Source organism: Ruegeria atlantica (assembly GCF_013032505.1).
In the GTDB taxonomy this organism is placed as follows: Bacteria; Pseudomonadota; Alphaproteobacteria; order Rhodobacterales; family Rhodobacteraceae; genus Ruegeria; species Ruegeria atlantica_F.
In genome coordinates this window covers 128,678-146,181 of sequence record NZ_WQCG01000002.1, presented here as the reverse complement: position 1 = coordinate 146,181, position 17,504 = coordinate 128,678, and the positions used below count along the sequence as shown (strand labels likewise).

The 17,504-nt window shown below is 56.3% G+C and carries 14 protein-coding genes; 8 read left to right on the top strand and 6 right to left on the bottom strand.

All coding sequences use genetic code 11. The annotated features are described in order from the left end of the window. Positions 1-58: 58 nt before the first annotated feature. Together GOW92_RS07930 and GOW92_RS07925 are read left to right on the top strand one after the other, a co-directional pair. Positions 59-1,816: a type I secretion system permease/ATPase gene (locus GOW92_RS07930; protein WP_170559622.1), complete on the top strand. Its 1,758-nt coding sequence runs from the start codon at positions 59-61 to the stop codon at positions 1,814-1,816. Further along, positions 1,813-3,183 (top strand): HlyD family type I secretion periplasmic adaptor subunit, encoded by a 1,371-nt coding sequence (locus GOW92_RS07925; RefSeq protein ID WP_170559620.1) that lies wholly within the window; start codon positions 1,813-1,815, stop codon positions 3,181-3,183. Before GOW92_RS07930 ends, GOW92_RS07925 begins: the two co-directional genes overlap by 4 nt. Before the next feature lie 71 nt (positions 3,184-3,254). On the opposite strand, the gene GOW92_RS07920 is transcribed toward GOW92_RS07925, so the two are convergent. After that, complete coding sequence (locus tag GOW92_RS07920) at positions 3,255-3,872, bottom strand: TetR/AcrR family transcriptional regulator (RefSeq protein WP_170559618.1); 618 nt, start codon at positions 3,870-3,872, stop codon at positions 3,255-3,257. 206 nt (positions 3,873-4,078) lie between these two features. Here GOW92_RS07920 and GOW92_RS07915 point away from each other — a divergent pair, with 206 nt between their 5' ends. The 5 genes from GOW92_RS07915 (at position 4,079) to GOW92_RS07895 (ending at position 8,531) form a co-directional block, all read left to right on the top strand. Beyond that, the gene (locus GOW92_RS07915; protein WP_170559616.1) at positions 4,079-5,008 is read left to right on the top strand and encodes an AEC family transporter; all 930 of its coding nucleotides are present in this window, start codon (positions 4,079-4,081) and stop codon (positions 5,006-5,008) included. Between the two features lie 101 nt (positions 5,009-5,109). Continuing rightward, positions 5,110-5,943, top strand: coding sequence for an S-formylglutathione hydrolase (fghA, locus tag GOW92_RS07910; RefSeq protein ID WP_170559614.1), 834 nt, complete (start codon positions 5,110-5,112; stop codon positions 5,941-5,943). Positions 5,944-5,946: 3 nt separating this feature from the next. Further along, complete coding sequence (gene sthA, locus GOW92_RS07905) at positions 5,947-7,404, top strand: Si-specific NAD(P)(+) transhydrogenase (RefSeq protein WP_170559612.1); 1,458 nt, start codon at positions 5,947-5,949, stop codon at positions 7,402-7,404. Continuing rightward, entirely contained in the window at positions 7,401-7,856 is a 456-nt protein-coding gene (locus GOW92_RS07900) for a YaiI/YqxD family protein (protein WP_170559610.1), read from the top strand. The genes sthA and GOW92_RS07900 overlap by 4 nt, the downstream gene beginning before the upstream one ends. A gap of 54 nt (positions 7,857-7,910) precedes the next feature. After that, complete coding sequence (locus tag GOW92_RS07895; protein WP_170559608.1) at positions 7,911-8,531, top strand: HAD family hydrolase; 621 nt, start codon at positions 7,911-7,913, stop codon at positions 8,529-8,531. Position 8,532: 1 nt separating this feature from the next. Here the strand turns inward: GOW92_RS07895 and GOW92_RS07890 are convergent, their stop codons facing one another. Next, on the bottom strand, positions 8,533-9,768 hold the full coding sequence (locus GOW92_RS07890; RefSeq protein ID WP_170559606.1) for an MFS transporter: 1,236 nt from the start codon (positions 9,766-9,768) through the stop codon (positions 8,533-8,535). A gap of 146 nt (positions 9,769-9,914) precedes the next feature. On the opposite strand from GOW92_RS07890, the gene zapE reads away from it, so the two are divergent. Further along, positions 9,915-10,973 (top strand): cell division protein ZapE, encoded by a 1,059-nt coding sequence (gene zapE / locus GOW92_RS07885; RefSeq protein ID WP_170559604.1) that lies wholly within the window; start codon positions 9,915-9,917, stop codon positions 10,971-10,973. A 79-nt stretch (positions 10,974-11,052) separates the two neighbouring features. Here the strand turns inward: zapE and GOW92_RS07880 are convergent, their stop codons facing one another. The 4 genes from GOW92_RS07880 to GOW92_RS07865 are packed head-to-tail and all read right to left on the bottom strand — an operon-like array spanning position 11,053 to position 17,304. Next, a complete protein-coding gene (locus GOW92_RS07880; protein WP_170559602.1) occupies positions 11,053-12,327 on the bottom strand; it encodes a bifunctional folylpolyglutamate synthase/dihydrofolate synthase in 1,275 nt (424 codons plus the stop codon). After that, positions 12,324-13,256, bottom strand: coding sequence for an acetyl-CoA carboxylase, carboxyltransferase subunit beta (accD, locus tag GOW92_RS07875; protein ID WP_170559600.1), 933 nt, complete (start codon positions 13,254-13,256; stop codon positions 12,324-12,326). The genes GOW92_RS07880 and accD overlap by 4 nt, the downstream gene beginning before the upstream one ends. 60 nt (positions 13,257-13,316) lie before the next feature. Then, complete coding sequence (locus GOW92_RS07870) at positions 13,317-14,213, bottom strand: CPBP family intramembrane glutamic endopeptidase (protein ID WP_170559598.1); 897 nt, start codon at positions 14,211-14,213, stop codon at positions 13,317-13,319. Continuing rightward, a complete protein-coding gene (locus GOW92_RS07865) occupies positions 14,206-17,304 on the bottom strand; it encodes an ABC transporter transmembrane domain-containing protein (RefSeq protein ID WP_170559596.1) in 3,099 nt (1,032 codons plus the stop codon). Before GOW92_RS07865 ends, GOW92_RS07870 begins: the two co-directional genes overlap by 8 nt. Positions 17,305-17,504: the final 200 nt, after the last annotated feature.

Sequence of the window (17,504 nt, the reverse complement as noted above, 5' to 3'; positions counted from 1 at the left end):
CAATCAACAGCGGGGCGGCCTAGGTCGCCCCGTTTGCCAAACCGGAAAGGGTTCCCTGATGTCCCAGAAAACCAATCCCGTGAAAGCCGCCTGGGGGTCGCTGCGCAAGGGTTTTGTTGCAGTTGCCTTCTTCAGCTTGTTTCTGAACCTTCTTATGCTGGCCGGTCCGCTTTACATGTTGCAGGTCTACGACCGCGTCCTGACCAGCCAGAATGTCGACACTCTGATCGCATTGACCACTTTGCTGGCCGGCGTTTTCGTCGTGGTCGCCTGTCTTGACCTGACGCGGATGCGCATTTTGGGTCGCCTGGCGGCCCGCTTTGAGCTGAGCGTTGGTGCGCCGGTCCTGGGCGCCGCGATGCGCCGCCGCGTACAAGGCGAAAGCGAGGCTGGCGAAAACCTTGTCGAGGACGTGAACGGATTTCGCGAATTCATCTCGGGAACCACCCTGACCGCGTTTTTCGACGCGCCCTGGATTCCGCTATACCTGCTGGTCCTTTATGCTCTTCACCCATATCTCGGTCTGCTTGGTCTGGCCGGCGCCGTTACACTGACGATCATGGCGCTGATCAACAACTCCCGCGCCCGTGAACCGATGCAGTCGGCGTCGCAAGCGCGCGGTCGTTCCGATGCGTTGTTCAGCACCAGTGACAAGAACGCCGAGCTGGTTCAGGCACTTGGCATGAAATCCGATTTGGTGCGGCGTTGGACCTCGCTTCAGGCTGAAGCCCATCAGCACAAAACCCGCGCCGCAGATCGGGTTGCCAGTTTTTCGGTCGTCTCCAAAACCGTTCGGATGGGTTTACAGTCGGCTATTCTGGGCCTTGGAGCAGCCCTCGCCATAACTGGAGAATCAACCGCTGGCGTCATGATCGCGGCGACCATCGTGCTGGCCCGCGCACTGGCCCCAATTGACCAATTGATCGGCCAGTGGCGCAGTTTTCTGGCAGCGCGCGGATCTTACTCCAAGCTAACTAAACTGACCGAAGAGTTTGCCGAAACTCCACCCAACCTGCACCTGCCCCGCGCGTTCAAATCCCTGGACGTCAAGATTGCGCAGGCGGGTCCTCCGCGCGCCATCAACGCCTCGCTCCGCCAGATTGATTTTGGCCTTATGCCAGGGGACGTTCTTGCGGTTATCGGGCACAGCGGTTCGGGCAAGACCACTTTGGGCAAAATGATGGCCGGTATCTGGCACCCCCAACGGGGCGAGGTTCTGCTGGACGGCAGCCCGATGTCCAAATGGAACCACGAGGATCTGGGCGAGCAGATCGGATATCTGCCACAGGATGTCGAGCTGTTCGACGGCACGATCCGCGAAAACATCAGTCGCTTTTCGGTGGCCATCGACGATGCAGAAGTTCTGCGTGCCGCGCGCGAGGCAGGTGTGCATGAAATGATCAGCACCCTTCCAGATGGATATGAAACACGCATCGGTCGGGGGTTCTTTCTGTCAGGTGGTCAACGCCAGCGGCTTGCACTGGCCCGCGCGCTGTATGGCGATCCGTTTGTACTGATATTGGACGAGCCGAATTCGGATCTGGATGCCGAAGGCGAACAGGCCCTGCGCGATGCGATCACGGCGGCGCAGTCCCGTGCTGCAATCTGCATCGTCATGACCCATCGTCCTGCAACGCTGCAAGCTGCCAACAAAGTAATGGTTCTGCGAAACGGCACTCAAACACAGTTCGGAGAAAAAGAGGACGTCCTGAAGGTCACTCGTCGGAACGTTCTGGACAAACCGACCCGATCCGGGGCGCAGGAACCCACCGCGCGCCCTGCTAATGCAACTCAGATAAGCGGAGCTGCCCAATGACCCAGTTGATGAAACGCACACAATCCCCCAACGTGCTTACCGCCCAGGATGTGCAAGTATTGGACATCACGACCGAAGCCTCTGGCATCAAACGCTATGTCCTGTTCGGGTTGTTTACCCTGATGGCTTTCGTCGGCGGCAGCATCTATTGGGCCTTCGCCTCGAAACTGGATGGGGCGGTCGTCGCGCCAGCATCGTTTGTGGTGGAAGGTGACCGCAAAACGGTTGAACATCTGGACGGAGGGATCATCGACTCGATCCTGGTCACGGATGGAGAATTCGTTCAGGCAGGTCAGCCCCTGGTGCGGCTGGACAGCTCGGAAATCGACGTGGATCTGAGCGTTCTAGGCAGCCAGTTGGGCGAATTGTCGGTACGCCGCGCCCGTTTGCTGGCACAGATTAGCGGTTCGGCCAGATTTGACGAGTCAACCGCGATGGCTGGTTTCAGCGACGGTATGCAGCGGTTGCATTGGCTATCGCCTTACCTGACGCAAAAACAATTGTTTAACGCCGAAGCCCGCGCGCGCCGGACCGAGGCCCAGATCAACGCGCAGCGCATTCAGGGCCTGCGCAATCAGATCAGTGGCCTGAACGAACAACGCCTCTCAACGCGGAACCAGATCGACATCACGCAGACTGAATTGTCCAACCTTCAATCCTTGCTGGACAAAGGGCTGGTGGCGGTGACACGGGTCAGCGCGCGACAGATCGAAATGGAACGTCTGGGCGGAATTGATGCGTCCTTGCGCACCCAGATCGCACAAGCCGAGGACCAGGTGCAGGAGTTGCAGTTGTCGCTGATCAGTCAAAAAAAGCTGCGTGACGAGGTGATCGCCGGGGAGCTTGCGGTTGTAGATGCTCAGCTTGATCTGATCCGCTCTCAGTATTCCGGGGCAGCTGAACGGTTGAAACGGACCAGGGTTCTGGCACCTGCCAGCGGAAGGGTTGTCAATCTGGCAGTATCCACAGCCGGAGGCGTCATTCGCCCCGGAGAGACGATCATGGATATTGTTCCCACCAATCAAGCTCTGATCGTCGAAGCCCGGGTCAAAACTGCGGATATCGACAAGCTGCAGATCGGTCAGGCAACACGCATTCGCCTGTCGGCCTTTACGCAAACCGATGTGCCCGAAGCCAGCGGCCGGATTTTTGACATTTCGGCAGACGCGCTTGAGGACGACCGGACCGGCGAACCATATTTCAAGGCGCGGGTGAAATTGGATGCCGATCAACCCACCGAAGTTGCGTCCCTTGATCTGGTGCCCGGAATGCCTGCGGATCTGTTCGTCAACACCGGTGAGCGCGCGGTCATCAGTTACCTGTCCCAACCGATCAGTGACCGTCTGGCCAAGACTTTTATCGAGTAACTAGTTTCACCCGCATCCGGCTGAACGGGTGCGGGTCGTTCGCGTTTTTTTTCGTTAGGGCAATTGGCAGTTCAGACGCCGTACCTTGCCATGAACATATCAACGGCTTGCAGGGCAATTGCATCTGTTTCTTCTTTGGAAAAGCTCTTTTGAACACCAATGGCAGCGCGCGTCCAAATCCGAACCTTGCAAAGCTCACTCAGTTGTTCAGCGGCCAATTGCAGATCGTCGATAGCCAGTTCACCCTTTTTGACCGCTTTTTCCAGATACGCGACCATCTGGCGTTGGCCGTTCTGCGGACCGGCTTCATAAAAAGTCTGACCCAGTTCCGGGAACCGGTCGCGCTCGGCTACACAGATGCGGAACATCTGTTGCGAGAAATCCGAAACCAGAAAAGCCGTCAGTTCGGTTGCGGCGATTGTCAAAACCTCGCGCGCTGGTTTGCAATCGTCGACCATTGCGACGACGTTCTCTGCCATCCGCTTGCACTCGACCTGCGCCACTTCCATGAACAAAAGACGCTTGTCTGGGAAGTAACTGTAAAGCGTCGCCTTCGACACCCCCGCAGCGCGCGCGATGTCGTCGACGCTTGCACCTTCGAAACCATCCGCCATGAAAACCTCTCGGGCTCCGCGCAGGACCTGATCAAATTTTCGGCCTGTACGCAGAATGACGGCTGCTTCGGTCATGTGCTCTCCTTCGGTCGTTTGGGTGACAAATGTATAAACCGTTCAGTTCAGATACAACAAATCGCACAATTAGCAGGCATCTGGCAACATGGGTGACGTCAGGTTTGCAATTGATCCGTTAAGTTTCTTGGCAACGATGGGGCTTGACGCCCACAAACGACCCGACATGGCTTGCGGCTTGCGTATTCCGTGCTACCAATTTGCGCATGGTTGATATCTTCCTGCGCACACTGCCTTTTTTCGCAATCATCGGCCTGGGATACTGGGCCGGGCGCAGTCGGTTTTTCTCGGAAGAAGCCACCGCCTACCTAACGAAATTCGTTTTCTATTTTGCGCTGTCGGCCATGCTGTTCCGCTTTGCGGCCACACTGCCTTTTGCCGAAATATTCAATGCAAGATTGGTCCTTGGGTACTTGATGGGCACTGCCGCTGTGTACGCCCTGGCAACGGTTGTCGCGTGGATACGACGACTCGACGTCCCGACCGCTGCGGTCGAGGCGCAATGTGCGGCCATTGGCAACGTCGGTTTTCTGGGTCTTCCCATGCTGGCGCTGCTGTTTACCGAAGCGGCGATTGGTCCGGTTATGTTGGTCCTGACCGTTGATCTGGTAGTGTTTTCGTCCCTGATCGTCATCCTGATCAACGGCGGGCGTGACGGCCGATTGACGCCTGCGACTTTCCGCCTGATCGGGATCGGATTACTCAAAAACCCGATGATCGTTTCGATCTCGGCGGGGCTTCTGTGGTCCGCGATGCAGATCCCCGTCCCTGTCCCCTTGAATGACTTCCTTACAATTCTGGGCGGGGCGGCCACACCAGGTGCATTGTTCGCCATTGGGGCCTCACTGGCCAGCAAATCCGCTGAACGTATTCAGATCGCGGGTTGGCTGAGCTTTTGTAAACTGGTGGTACACCCTGTCTGCGTTGCGGTTGTGTTGCTGTGGATTTTGCCTGTGGCGGCTTTTCCTGCTTCTGTCGCCATCGCTGCGGCGGCCCTGCCAGTGGCAGGCAACGTCTATATGTTGGCTGCGCATTACGGCGTGGCCCCGCACCGCGCGTCTGCTGCGATACTACTGTCCACAGCAGCCAGCATTCTGACGGTGCCATTGGCCATCGCCTGGGTTGGAACACCCTGATCCCGGCCTTTTGAAAAATGACACGCCAAAGCCGCTCAGCCTTTACGTATCGCGCGTGTAAGGATAGCCATGTCGCAAACCTAACGTAAGGACGAGACCAAATGGAAACCCTTTCGGAAAACGCATGTTTCGGAGGCGTTCAGGGCGTCTACCGCCACGCCTCGACTGCCTGCCAGTGCGACATGACCTTTGGTCTGTTCCTGCCAGCAGAGGCAAAGGACGGCCCGGTTCCGGTTCTGTGGTATCTGTCCGGCCTGACCTGCACCCATGAAAACGCCATGACAAAGGCGGGTGCTCAGGCTTGGGCAGCCGAGCAAGGCATCGCGGTGGTGTTCCCGGACACCTCGCCGCGCGGTGAAGGCGTCGCCGATCACGAGGATTATGATCTGGGCCAGGGTGCCGGGTTCTATCTGAACGCCACGCAGCAACCCTGGGCACCGCATTTCAACATGTGGGACTACGTTGCCGAGGAATTGCCTGCATTTTTGATCGACAATTTTGCAATCGATGGGGATCGTCAGGCCATCACCGGACATTCCATGGGCGGCCATGGCGCGCTGACTTTGGCCATGAACCTGCCGGGGCGTTTCCGGTCTGTGTCCGCTTTCGCACCGATCTCGAACCCGACGGGTGCGGATTGGGGTCGCAAACAACTAAGCGCCTACCTGGGCGATGATCAGGTAACATGGGCCAAGCATGACGCATCGGTCCTGATGAAAGAAAAAGGCTTTGACGGCCCTATCCTGATTGACACTGGCGCCAATGACCAATTCATCGATCTGTTGCGCCCCGAAACCTTGGCGCAGGCGATAGCGGAACGCCGCCAGCAGGCAATCTTCCGTCTGCAGCCAGGCTATGACCATTCGTATTTCTTCGTGTCGACCTTCATGGAAGACCACATCACATTCCACGCCGAGGCGCTGTACGGAGACTGAGGCATGAGCAAATACGACTATGACCTGATCATCATTGGGTCCGGCCCTTCGGGTCGCTCGGCCGCGATTCAAGCGGGCAAGTTGCAACGGCGCGTATTGGTGATTGACCGCAAGGACCGGTTCGGCGGCGTATCCGTCCACACCGGCACGATCCCATCAAAGACGCTGCGTGAAACGGTGTTGAACCTGTCTGGCTGGCGCGAGCGCAGCTTTTACGGACGTTCCTATCGGGTCAAGGATCAGATCCGGGCCGAAGACCTCAAGGCGCGCCTGCATATGACGCTGGATCATGAAGTTGACGTTCTGGAGCACCAGTTCAACCGAAACCACGTGGAAACATTGAACGGGTTGGCCAAATTCGTCGGTCCACATGAGATTGAAGTTGCCACTGATGCCGGTGACACCACACGACTGACGGCGGCAAAGTTCCTGATTGCAACAGGGACCAAGACCTACCGTCCGGACTATGTCCCATTCAACGGCAAAACCGTGGTAGACGGTGACGACTTTCTGGAGATGGCAGAAATTCCCCGCTCGTTGGTCGTGATCGGCGCCGGGGTGATTGGCGTTGAATACGCCACGATGTTCTCAGCTTTGGATGTTCGGGTTACGCTGATTGAACCGCGCGAAACCTTCCTGGATTTCATCGACAGCCGTTTGATCCATGATTTCACCCATCAGATCCGTGAAAACGGTGTGGATTTGCGGCTGGGCTCGGCGGTTGAAAAAATCGACGATGCCGGGGGGCATGTCGAAGTGACCCTTGAAAATGGCCGTCACGTGCGTGCCGAGATGTTGTTGTTCGCGGCTGGACGTATGGGGGCCACCTCGGCATTAAACTTAGAGGCTGTCGGTCTGGAGACCGATCATCGCAACCGGATCAACGTGGATCGAAAGACGTATCAAACATCAGTACCGCACATTTACGCAACGGGTGACGTGATTGGTCATCCCTCGCTGGCCTCGACCTCCTTACAACAAGGCCGTGTGGCTGCTTGTCATGCGCTTGAAACGCCGACCCTGCCGGAAAGCCCGTGGTACCCGTACGGCATCTACTCGGTGCCCGAAATCTCAACCTGCGGCATGTCCGAGGAAGAGCTGCAAGAGCGCGGCATCCCTTATGAAGTAGGCGTGGCGCGGTTCCGCGAAACCTCGCGCGGGCATATCATGGGGTTGGAGCACGGCATGCTGAAGATGCTGTTCTCACTGAAAACCCGCCGGGTGCTGGGCGTGCAGATCGTGGGTGAAGGCGCGACCGAGTTGATCCACATCGCACAGGCGGTGTTGAACCTGAAGGGCACGGTGGATTACTTCGTGCAAAACACGTTCAATTATCCGACCTTGGCCGAGGCTTACAAGATCGCCGGCCTGGATGCATTCAACCGGATGCCCATTCCGGAAGAATTCAAAGTGCGCAAGAAACCAGCGGAACCGACCAAGAAAGAGGCCAAGAAGGCGTGACGACCCTCTATATCGATGGGGATGCCTGCCCCGTGAAGGCCGAGGCTGAACGAGTTGCAACACGGCACAAAGTACCGATGGCACTGGTGTCAAACGGCGGGCTGCGGCCATCGGCGAACCCTTTGGTGAAGGTGATTATCGTGTCAGCGGGCGCAGATGAGGCTGACAAGTGGATCGCCGAACGCTGTGGGCCTAGTGACGTTGTGGTGACATCAGATATCCCGCTGGCCGCAAAGTGTGTCGAAGCAGGTGCGCGGGTTCTGCGACCCAACGGCGAGGCCTTTACTGCGGCCAATATAGGCCAGCAACTGGCCATGCGTGATTTGATGGCCGATCTGCGTGCCTCTAACCCATTGGGTTCAGGAGGCGGGGGAAAACCCTTTGGCAAAGCGGACCGATCCCGGTTTTTGGACGCTTTGGAACGGGAATTGAGGGCTGCACAGCGGAGCTGATGCTCCCGCTTGGTTCAGTTACACCAACCATGGGCTGCGTAAGAAGGTACGAATATGTCGGTGAAAGCTGTTGTTTTTGACATCGGGAACGTTCTGATCGAATGGCAACCCGAACGCTATTATGACCGGATCATCGGAGAAGAGCGCCGTCGCGCCATGTTCTCTGAGGTCGATCTGCACGGAATGAATGACCTCGTGGATCAGGGTCACCACTTCACTGATACGATCTATGATTGGGCCGAGAAGTACCCCGAATGGCGAGATGAAATTCGCATGTGGCACGACAAGTGGATCGAACTTGCCACGCCCGAAATCCCCCATTCAGTTCGCCTGCAGCGGGCTTTGCGGGCCAAAGGCGTGCCGGTTTTTGCATTGACCAATTTCGGGGTGCAAAATTTCGACTATGCGACGACGGTTTACCCGTTTCTCAACGAGTTCGACAAACAATACGTGTCAGGACGGATGCAGACCGTCAAACCGCACGTTCCGATCTATGAAATGGTAGAAGAAGACTGTGGCCTGCCGCCCGAAGCGCTGTTATTCACAGATGACCGGATCGACAATATCGCAACGGCGCGCGCCCGGGGATGGCAAACGCATCACTTTACCGGACCAGAAGGCTGGGCGGACCGGCTTGTGCAAGAAGGTTTGCTGACGGTCGAAGAGGCGCGATAGCTCAGGCGGTGGCCAATGATCGGTTTTCGCGAATGGGCAGGTGGACGATGGCGCTGAACGCGCCAATCGCAACGCCGATCCACCAGACCATGGTGTAGTCGCCGTACTGGTCGTACATCCGGCCGCCCAACCAGACCCCCAGAAAACTGCCGACCTGATGGCTGAAAAAGATGATCCCATACAGCGTGCCCATGTAGCGCAGTCCATAGAGATGCGCGACTAACCCCGAAGTAAGCGGAACTGTGGCAAGCCAAAGCGAACCCATGACCAGTGAAAACACGATGACCGACAGCGGTGTGATTGGGAACACAATGAAGGCCGCCGCGGCGAGTGTTCGCGCAGTGTAGACTCCTGCCAGAAGGAATTTTTTGGGAAAGTGATTCCCGGCCCAACCCGCCAACAGAGTGCCTGCAATATTGGCCAGACCAATTAGTGAAATTGAAACAGCCCCTAGTGCTGATGTGGTTGTGATGCCGATTGAATGCAGAACGCCGCCGGGTTGAATGGGTCCGCACATCTCGGTCACAAAAGCGGGGAAGTGTGCGGTAATGAAGCCAAGTTGATAGCCGCAGCTGAAAAAGCCTAAAAAAATCAGCGTGTAGGACGGGTCTCGGATCGCTTTGGTCAGGATCTGACCCATGCTCTCTTCGATCTCTGCCTTGCTAGCAGCCTGCGGGGCGCGCATGAACGGTAGCGTCAGTACCAGCGCCAAGATCGCTATTGCAAAGACGATGAATACTTGCTGCCAGGGCATAAAGCTCAGCATCCATTCGGCCGTGGGTGCCCCTAAGACTTGGCCAAAACTGCCCGCAGCGGTGACGATTGCAAGCGACATCGAGCGATTTTCGTCCGACGAGGCCCGCCCAACCACGGCAAGCACCACGCCAAACCCGGTGCCGGCGATACCGAAGCCCACAAGCCAGGCGTACATTTGATGTTCGAACGGAGTGACCGACCAAGCCGACAGAACCATGCCTGCCGCATAAGTCAGCGCACCAAGGATAATCGCACGCCTGTCACCGACTTTTTCCGAGATGGCTCCGAAAATCGGCTGTCCGATGCCCCAAGCCAGATTTTGAATTGCGATTGCCATCGAAAAATCCGTGCGCAACCAACCAAATTCATCCGCAATGGGTATCTGAAACACGCCGAACGACGCGCGCACAGCAAAACTTACGGTGATGATGATACACCCGACGATCAGGATCGGGTTCAGCAAGCGCGTGTCTTGGGGCATTGGGTCCTCAGGTATTCAGGAGGAGGACGTTAACGCGTTTGGCGTACGCGTCAATTCAGGAGTTTTGCTGTGCCGGATAAGCAAAATTGATACGTCTGTAAAAAGGCAGCTTTTCAACAGGCAAGCCGGGCGCTATGCCTCGAAACATGACCGGTTTGATTTCGCTTTATGACACGCAGGTGGCCGAAGGCATCCTGACCAGAGACGATGCGCAAGAGGCTGTTCTTCCCAATTTTGAACGCATCCGGGCCGCTTTGGCGGAACCTGTAAAACGCGGATTTTTTCGAAAAGCTCCGCCGCCGCCCAAAGGTCTGTACCTGTGGGGAGGCGTCGGACGCGGGAAATCAATGCTGATGGATATGTTCGTCGACTCTTTGTCAGACATCCCAGCCCGTCGCGTGCATTTTCACGCCTTTATGCAAGAAATCCACGCTGGCATGCACAAGGCCCGCAAGGACGGCGTCGAGGACGCACTGGCCCCTGTCGCCGCCTCGGTTGTCAAGTCGGTGCGCGTGCTGGCGTTTGACGAAATGCAGATCACAGATATCACGGATGCCATGATTGTTGGCCGATTGTTTGATTTGCTACATGAAGGCGGCGTCGTGGTTGTGACGACATCGAACCGACACCCTGATGAGTTGTACAAAGACGGGTTAAACCGTCAGCTCTTTCTGCCGTTCATCGCACATATCAAGGAACAGCTTGAAGTTTGGGAGCTGATCTCACCTACAGATTACCGTCAAAACCGGCTGGAAGGTGCGCCTGTCTATTTTACCCCAATTGGTCCCGAAGCACGTGAGAGTATTCGCAGCGTTTGGAATGATTTGACAGGCGGCCCGGCAGACCCGCTGATCCTACAGGTCAATGGTCGCGCGGTAGAACTGCCCGCCTTTCGCAATGGCGTTGCCCGTGCCAGTTTTTACGACCTGTGCGGTCGGATGCTGGGCCCGGCGGATTATCTTGCCATCGCGGACGAAGTCAAAGTGCTGGTGCTCGAAAATATTCCGCGCCTGTCTCGCAACAACTTCAACGAAGCTAAGCGGTTCGTCACACTGATCGACGCGTTGTATGAGGGAAAGGTTCGCTTGATATGCTCAGCTGCGGCCGAACCCGAGATGCTCTACGTAGAAGGCGAAGGCACGTTCGAGTTTGAACGTACTGCATCGCGCCTTCGAGAGATGCAGGATCAAAGCTGGGGGCAGTAGATGGCTCTGCCCCCTTCGCACTTTGCGCGAATCCCTCGGGATAATTTTGGCCAGGTGAAGCTGAGCGGGTGCTCTTTTGTCAGCCGTTTTCGCGCAAAATATTACCAGCCAGGTAGAGTGATCCGCAGATCAGCACCCGCGCCTGAGGATCTTTTTTGGAGATGGTCAACAGTGCCTCGGCCACAGTGGGAGCCGTGGATGCTGCGAGCCCAACCTGAGCGGCGGCTTCAGCGGTGTCTTCGGCGCTAAGCGTATTTGCCTCACCCGGGATTGAAACGGCCGTCAGGCTTTGCGCCTGTGCCGAGAGCGGAGCCAGATAACCGGTGACGTCCTTAGTGTTCAGCATCCCGCAGATCATATGGGTTGGACGCTCAGGCAGTTTCGCCAAGAGATCGGCCAAGGCCAGCCCGGCTGCCGCATTGTGACCACCATCAAGCCAAAGCTCTGCCTCGGGGGCCTGCTCGACCAACGGACCGGATTTCAATCGTTGCATCCGGGCGGGCCATTCAGCTCTGGTCACCGCTGCCTCGTAGGCGTCGTCACCAATATCCAGATGACGCAAGACCGCAAGCGCGGCCCCGGCGTTTTGGATCTGGTGTGCACCCAACAGATTTGGAAGCGGCAGATCGCGAAGGCCGGTTTCGTCCTGATAGACAAGCCGCCCGTTCTCTTCGGTGACGTGCCAGTGTTGGCCATGCACCAACAAAGGCGCACCTAAACGCGCAGCCGTGTATTCGATGACCTCGAGCGCCTCGTCCTGTTGCGGACCTACAATACAAGGAACACCGGGCTTAATAATACCAGCCTTTTCCGCCGCAATCTTTCCTAAGGTATCCCCCAGGAACTGCTCGTGGTCGATCGAAACCGGCGTGATGACAGTGACCGCCGGTTCATGAATGACATTGGTTGCATCCAGTCGTCCGCCCAACCCGACTTCAAGCAAAGTGTAATCCGCTTTGGCCCGGGCAAAGGCCAGCAACGCCGCGCAGGTCGTGATCTCGAAATACGTGATGTTTTCGCCACCGTTGGCAGCGTAGCATTCATCCAAAACCGCCGTCAGATCCGGTTCGGAAATCAGATTACCTGCCAGACGAATACGTTCGTGAAACCGCGCCAGATGGGGCGATGTATAGGCATGGGCCGACAACCCTGCCCCTTCCAGACCCGCGCGGATCATAGCCTGGGTCGAGCCCTTACCGTTCGTACCCGCAATATGGATCACCGGCGGCAGTTTGACCTGCGGATTGTCCAACGCGGCCAGCAAACGCCAGACGCGATCCAAGGTCAGGTCAATGATCTTGGGATGCAGCGCCATCATCCTTTCCAGGATGACGTCCGATGTCTGAGAGGTCATTTGTCTTCCGTGTCTTCAGCCGGAGTATCCGCCTTGGCATCTTCGGGCTCTGGTGCAGGCAGATCGCCTTTGACCGCCGGAGGCTGGTTCATCAGCATACGCGTGATTGTTATCAGTTCATCACGCATTTCGGTCCGCTTGGTTACGCGGTCCAGCATACCGTGATCCAGAAGGTATTCAGCACGCTGAAACCCTTCGGGCAGCTTTTCCCTAATCGTTTGTTCGATCACACGTGGACCGGCAAAACAGATCAGCGCATTTGGTTCTGAGATATGGACGTCACCCAACATCGCGTATGAGGCGGTCACGCCCCCCGTTGTCGGGTGCGTCAGCACGACGATATAGGGCAGGTTTGCCTCTTTCAACATCTCTACCGCCACGGTCGTGCGCGGCATCTGCATCAGGCTCAGGATACCCTCCTGCATCCGGGCGCCACCAGCGGCGGAAAACAGGACCAGAGGGCGCTTCAGTTTTACCGCCTCTTGCGCCGCAGCAATGATCGCGTTGCCGACATACATGCCCATGGACCCACCCATGAACGAAAAGTCCTGAGCAGCCGCGACGATTGGGGTTCGGCCAATTTCGCCTAAAGCGACCAGCATCGCCTCTTTCTCGCCCGTCTTCTTTTGGGCGGCTTTCATCCGGTCCGGGTACTTCTTTTGATCGCGGAATTGCAGCGGATCGTCCTTGGGCGCAGGTACCTCGACCTCGGTAAAGATCCCACCATCGAACAGGTGACCAAAACGTTCACGCGGGGTTATCGCCATGTGATGACCGCATTGGGTGCAGACGTTCTGGTTTTCTGCCAACTCACGGTGAAACAGCATCGTTCCACATTCATCGCACTTGTGCCAAAGATTTTCAGGCACTTCTCGGCGCGAGAAGATCGAATTGATCCGGGGGCGGACGTAGTTTGTGATCCAGTTCATGTCGGAACCTTGGCTTGTGCGGCGTTGACGTCAAATAAGACGCTACGGAAAGAAATGCAATCAACGCCTGAGCGCAATCCGCGCCGTAAGCCAACTGACAATCATTACGGCGAAATCCACATATAGCCATTGCCGCAGCGCCCCCGTATCCGACATATCGTAAGGAAGCAGATACAGCGCTAAACCACTCAGACCATCCGGCAAAGAAATAAACAGCAGCGCGACCATATTATTAAACAAATGCAAGGCAATAGCAGGCCCCAACGTCCCTGACCGAGCGGTCAGATCCGCTGCAATCAGCCCGAACATCGCTGACCAGACAGCAACCAAAAGCGCGTTGTCCCCAGCCGCGCCGGGGGCATAGTGACCTATCGCGAACAAAACTGACGGAATGCCCAACCAAACAATGGGGGACCGGAAACGCGCAGCGAGGCTTTGTTGTATATATCCGCGAAACAGCACCTCTTCGGCGCTGGTCTGAATCAGCACCGCGAATAGAGACAAGGGCAAAAACAACAGCCAAGTAGAAAACGCCATATTCTGAGTCAGCGTTGCGCCCATGTCGTACGGCGGCAGAACGGCCACGACGACCCCAACAATTAGCAACGCCCTAAAAACACGCCAGAATTGCCCAATGCATTCGCGCCACGGGCCACAGATCGAGCCTAGTGATCGATGCTGCAACCGTTTTGCGGCGATGGAAACGCCCAACGTGATGAACCCAAAGCTGGCCAAGAGCACCAATAGCGCAACCGGGGATGCACCGGTCAGCAGGTTTTGGGCCCATTCAACAGAGCCGAGACCCGCAACCAATCCAAAGAGAAAAAAGTTCAGCAGAATGCCAACCGCACCAACAATGATTAACCCGACCAGCAACCGCCAAAGCTCGGGCTGAGCGCGCGAAGGCGCAACCAGTCTCTCATGCGCTGCGTATCTGCCATGACGGATGTCAGACATCGTCTGCCGTTTCTCTAGCCGGTTCGTCATCTTCGAAGATTAAAGATGTTGCATTAGCGGCGTTCAACCTTTGGGAAATCGTGGTCAGGTAGCCAGCAACCGTTTGCAACAGTTGCATTGCTACGCCTGCGTCACTTTCGATAACTGCACGCAATTCCTCGGCCCCAATGCGCAGGAAAGAACAATTCTGGACCGCGACCAGATCAAACTGTCGGATTTCACCAGTTATAATCGACAAGTCTCCGATAAGGCGCCCCGGCTCGATGACTGATATCGTGCGCGCAGTTCCATTTCCTTCGTTCCAGATCAGGTCTGCTTCGCCCGATATACAGAGGTAAGCGGCATCTGGCGCCTGTCCCTCGGAAAAGATGATCTGCCCAGCCGCAGCATCATACCATTGCGCCGAAAACGCCAGCAGGCGTTGATTTCGACCGTCGATACCGGAAAACAGCTCGGTCGATGAGATGATCTTTAGCTTACGGCTTAGGTCGTCCGTTGTGCTGGCCTCTTCTTCTGGGCGGGTCCGCGAGACGCCGTCAATTCGGCCGTCCTTGATTTCCACGAACAGATCGTAGGCTTCGGGGTGGGCAAAGTGGTCTTCCATGAAGACCATGATGGAATCCGGCAGCAATTCTCGCAGTTTCAACCGGGTTCTCAGCCGGCTCTCGGAATCATGGCTGGCCAGAGCTTTGTCCAAAATCAGAACATCGGGGCGCTTGATACCCGCGCGCGAGAACGCGGCGCGTTCCTGAAACACCGTCGGTAGATTATTCCCGCCCAATCCCGACGGCAGGTCATAAATGATGGCCGCAGCCCGGCGGCGCAAGCCAGCTTCATTCATGGCCTCAGCGACAACGTCTTCGATTTCATCCCTATGCGCCCCGGCCATCAGGGAAACTCGCCCGAACAGCGCATTTTCCATAACAGTCATGCGCTCGATATATGTATCGGGCGTGACCGGGATAAACATCCCGTTCATCGAAGTACGCAATTGTTCCGCCTGCCCCTTTCGAATGGCCAAAATCTTGTCTTTATATTCATCGGGGAAATCAGGTCCGATTTGTTCTGCCGTCAGCAGGAACGGAACAGTCAACAATAAGGCCCGCTCGCCATCGCTGATCGCCGTATCCCCTTTGGCTTTGCGCCGCTCCTCGATATCAAGCAGACGGTGGAACATGTCCTTGGCCATGCCCAGACGCAGGAACAGCGGGTGATCTGCCCCGTCCCGTCCGAAGGTCAGATTCAGTGTCTCAAGCACCGCGCTTGCAATGCTCATTGCATCATCGTCCAGATCGTGATGGCGCAACATCCACATGAACCGATCATCACCCGCCAGAATGTCCGGTGAGATATCGCGCGACGGAGCGGCAAACAGCAAATTTCCCCCTAGTGGAACGGCCGGGTTGAAGTGGTCCGGATCGAACCTGTAAACATACCGTGCCAGATCTTTTTCTTCTAACCGCTGCGCGACTGAATCGCGCAGGTTGACGATATCGCGCGCCAGCGCAGAATGCTGTTCCGGATCGAACTGTGTACGCAAAGTCCGGCGGAACATGAACTCGTCAATGCCCATCGCCTCGACCAGTTGGAACCACCAGTTGCGGATATCCTCGATGTCTTCCAACCCGGCCAGACCCGGATCAATCCACTCATCCAATAGGGAATCCGGAGGGTTACCGGCCCGCACCGCTTCGATCTGCCACCGGCTTGGAGCTTTCTTCGAATCTGCTTCGTGTTGCGGATGGGTCCGCAGTGGCATCAAAAGGTTGTCGCCCAAGGTGCCGTCGAACAGATAGGGCCGGGAATAGGCATAGCCAATTCGCGCCGCTATCACGGTCTGATGCAGTTTTTGCAGATCATGGCCCGCAATTGTGACGCTGCCCTGAACCGGCAAAAGTTCTCGAGTCAACAGCTGCGCCAACGCGCTGCGCTCAGCCGCGCTTGATGACTGAATGGCAACACGGGCACCCTTGGGGATTGTAAGGTCGATGTCTTCAAGGATGGTTTTCCCGTCATCATCCCGTACTGTTATGTTTCGCAGGTCGATATCGCCTGTGAGATGCGGAATGGTCTCAGGCTCACCCACAAACAGCTCTTCGGGGATCATGTTGTCCGGAGCAAACCGCTCAGTCACGATTTCCCACCGCAAAGACATATCCTGAACCTGATTGTAGTAAGTCAGCAAGTCTTTCCATGGGCCACTGAGATCCTTGTATGCCCCCAGAGCGGCGACAAGCGCGCCAACTGTCACCTCACCGGTGATCGCCAGATAGCCGCCAACCGAATAGAACAGGAACGGCGTCATCTGCGTGATCAGATTGTTGAGGAACTTCATAAAGAACTTCTTGTTGTAGATCTTGAAACGGATCTCAAACAAGGTCCCTAACCGGTGACTGAACTGCGCCAAGCGATAACGCCAACCACCATTGGTGCGCAGATCGCTGATACCCGCAGCGCTTTCCCCGATTTCCGAACTGAGGTGGCGAACCTCCTGGATACGCTCTTTGTTCAAAAGGTTGATCTGGCGCTGCAGTTTTGGGATCAGCCATGCTTGCAACGGAATCAGGGCAATACTGGCCAGGCCGAACCAAACGCTTTGCATGAACAGAAAGGTGACAATGGTCATCATCTGACCGAACTGAAACACCGGTTGAGCAATCGCATCACCCATCAGACCGCCCATCGGTTCGGCTTCGGAGGTGATCATTGAAACAAGTTCCCCCTGGCTGGTCGTGGCGAAATACGATTTCGGGAATCGCATGGCGCGATGAATCAAAGTAAAACGCAGGCGGCGCAGCATACGCTCAGCCAAAACGCCTTTCATCGTATTGATACGCATCTTCATCAAGCCGCTGGCGATTACAGTGGCCAAGAAGGCAAAACAGAGGACCAGCAGATATTGGACCTGCGTGAAGGTGATACCCAGCAGCACAACGCTATCGCTAGGCGCACCAATTGCGTCGTTGATGATCTGTTTTGGCAACTCGAGCGAGGCATACAGAAACGGAAATGACAATACCGTCAGACACAACAGCACAAGCTGTTGCTTTTTCGAGTATTTCCAGATGAATGAAAATAAAGTGGGTTCCATGCCCCGGCCTTGCCCCAAAGAAGTTAATACGCTGTTTTTCGGATGATCCAAAGCAATCAGGTGCCGGACGGTAAGCACAGTCCCGGATGATTGCAAGAACGGCGATGGCGGCCTTAACAGACACTGGTGAACCCGCCCAGTCACAACCACGTCAGGTGCCGGATAGTTTTAACCGGATTTTGCGAATTCGGCCTTATCCT

What these genes read in the sequence shown, in the direction of transcription:
- GOW92_RS07870 (WP_170559598.1), bottom strand. Translation starts at nt 14,213, where the DNA reads ATGTCTGACATCCGTCATGGCAGATACGCAGCGCATGAGAGACTGGTT.
- fghA (WP_170559614.1), top strand. Translation starts at nt 5,110, where the DNA reads ATGGAAACCCTTTCGGAAAACGCATGTTTCGGAGGCGTTCAGGGCGTC.
- GOW92_RS07890 (WP_170559606.1), bottom strand. Translation starts at nt 9,768, where the DNA reads ATGCCCCAAGACACGCGCTTGCTGAACCCGATCCTGATCGTCGGGTGT.
- accD (WP_170559600.1), bottom strand. Translation starts at nt 13,256, where the DNA reads ATGAACTGGATCACAAACTACGTCCGCCCCCGGATCAATTCGATCTTC.
- GOW92_RS07920 (WP_170559618.1), bottom strand. Translation starts at nt 3,872, where the DNA reads ATGACCGAAGCAGCCGTCATTCTGCGTACAGGCCGAAAATTTGATCAG.
- GOW92_RS07915 (WP_170559616.1), top strand. Translation starts at nt 4,079, where the DNA reads ATGGTTGATATCTTCCTGCGCACACTGCCTTTTTTCGCAATCATCGGC.
- sthA (WP_170559612.1), top strand. Translation starts at nt 5,947, where the DNA reads ATGAGCAAATACGACTATGACCTGATCATCATTGGGTCCGGCCCTTCG.
- zapE (WP_170559604.1), top strand. Translation starts at nt 9,915, where the DNA reads ATGACCGGTTTGATTTCGCTTTATGACACGCAGGTGGCCGAAGGCATC.
- GOW92_RS07865 (WP_170559596.1), bottom strand. Translation starts at nt 17,304, where the DNA reads ATGGAACCCACTTTATTTTCATTCATCTGGAAATACTCGAAAAAGCAA.
- GOW92_RS07925 (WP_170559620.1), top strand. Translation starts at nt 1,813, where the DNA reads ATGACCCAGTTGATGAAACGCACACAATCCCCCAACGTGCTTACCGCC.
- GOW92_RS07930 (WP_170559622.1), top strand. Translation starts at nt 59, where the DNA reads ATGTCCCAGAAAACCAATCCCGTGAAAGCCGCCTGGGGGTCGCTGCGC.
- GOW92_RS07880 (WP_170559602.1), bottom strand. Translation starts at nt 12,327, where the DNA reads ATGACCTCTCAGACATCGGACGTCATCCTGGAAAGGATGATGGCGCTG.
- GOW92_RS07895 (WP_170559608.1), top strand. Translation starts at nt 7,911, where the DNA reads ATGTCGGTGAAAGCTGTTGTTTTTGACATCGGGAACGTTCTGATCGAA.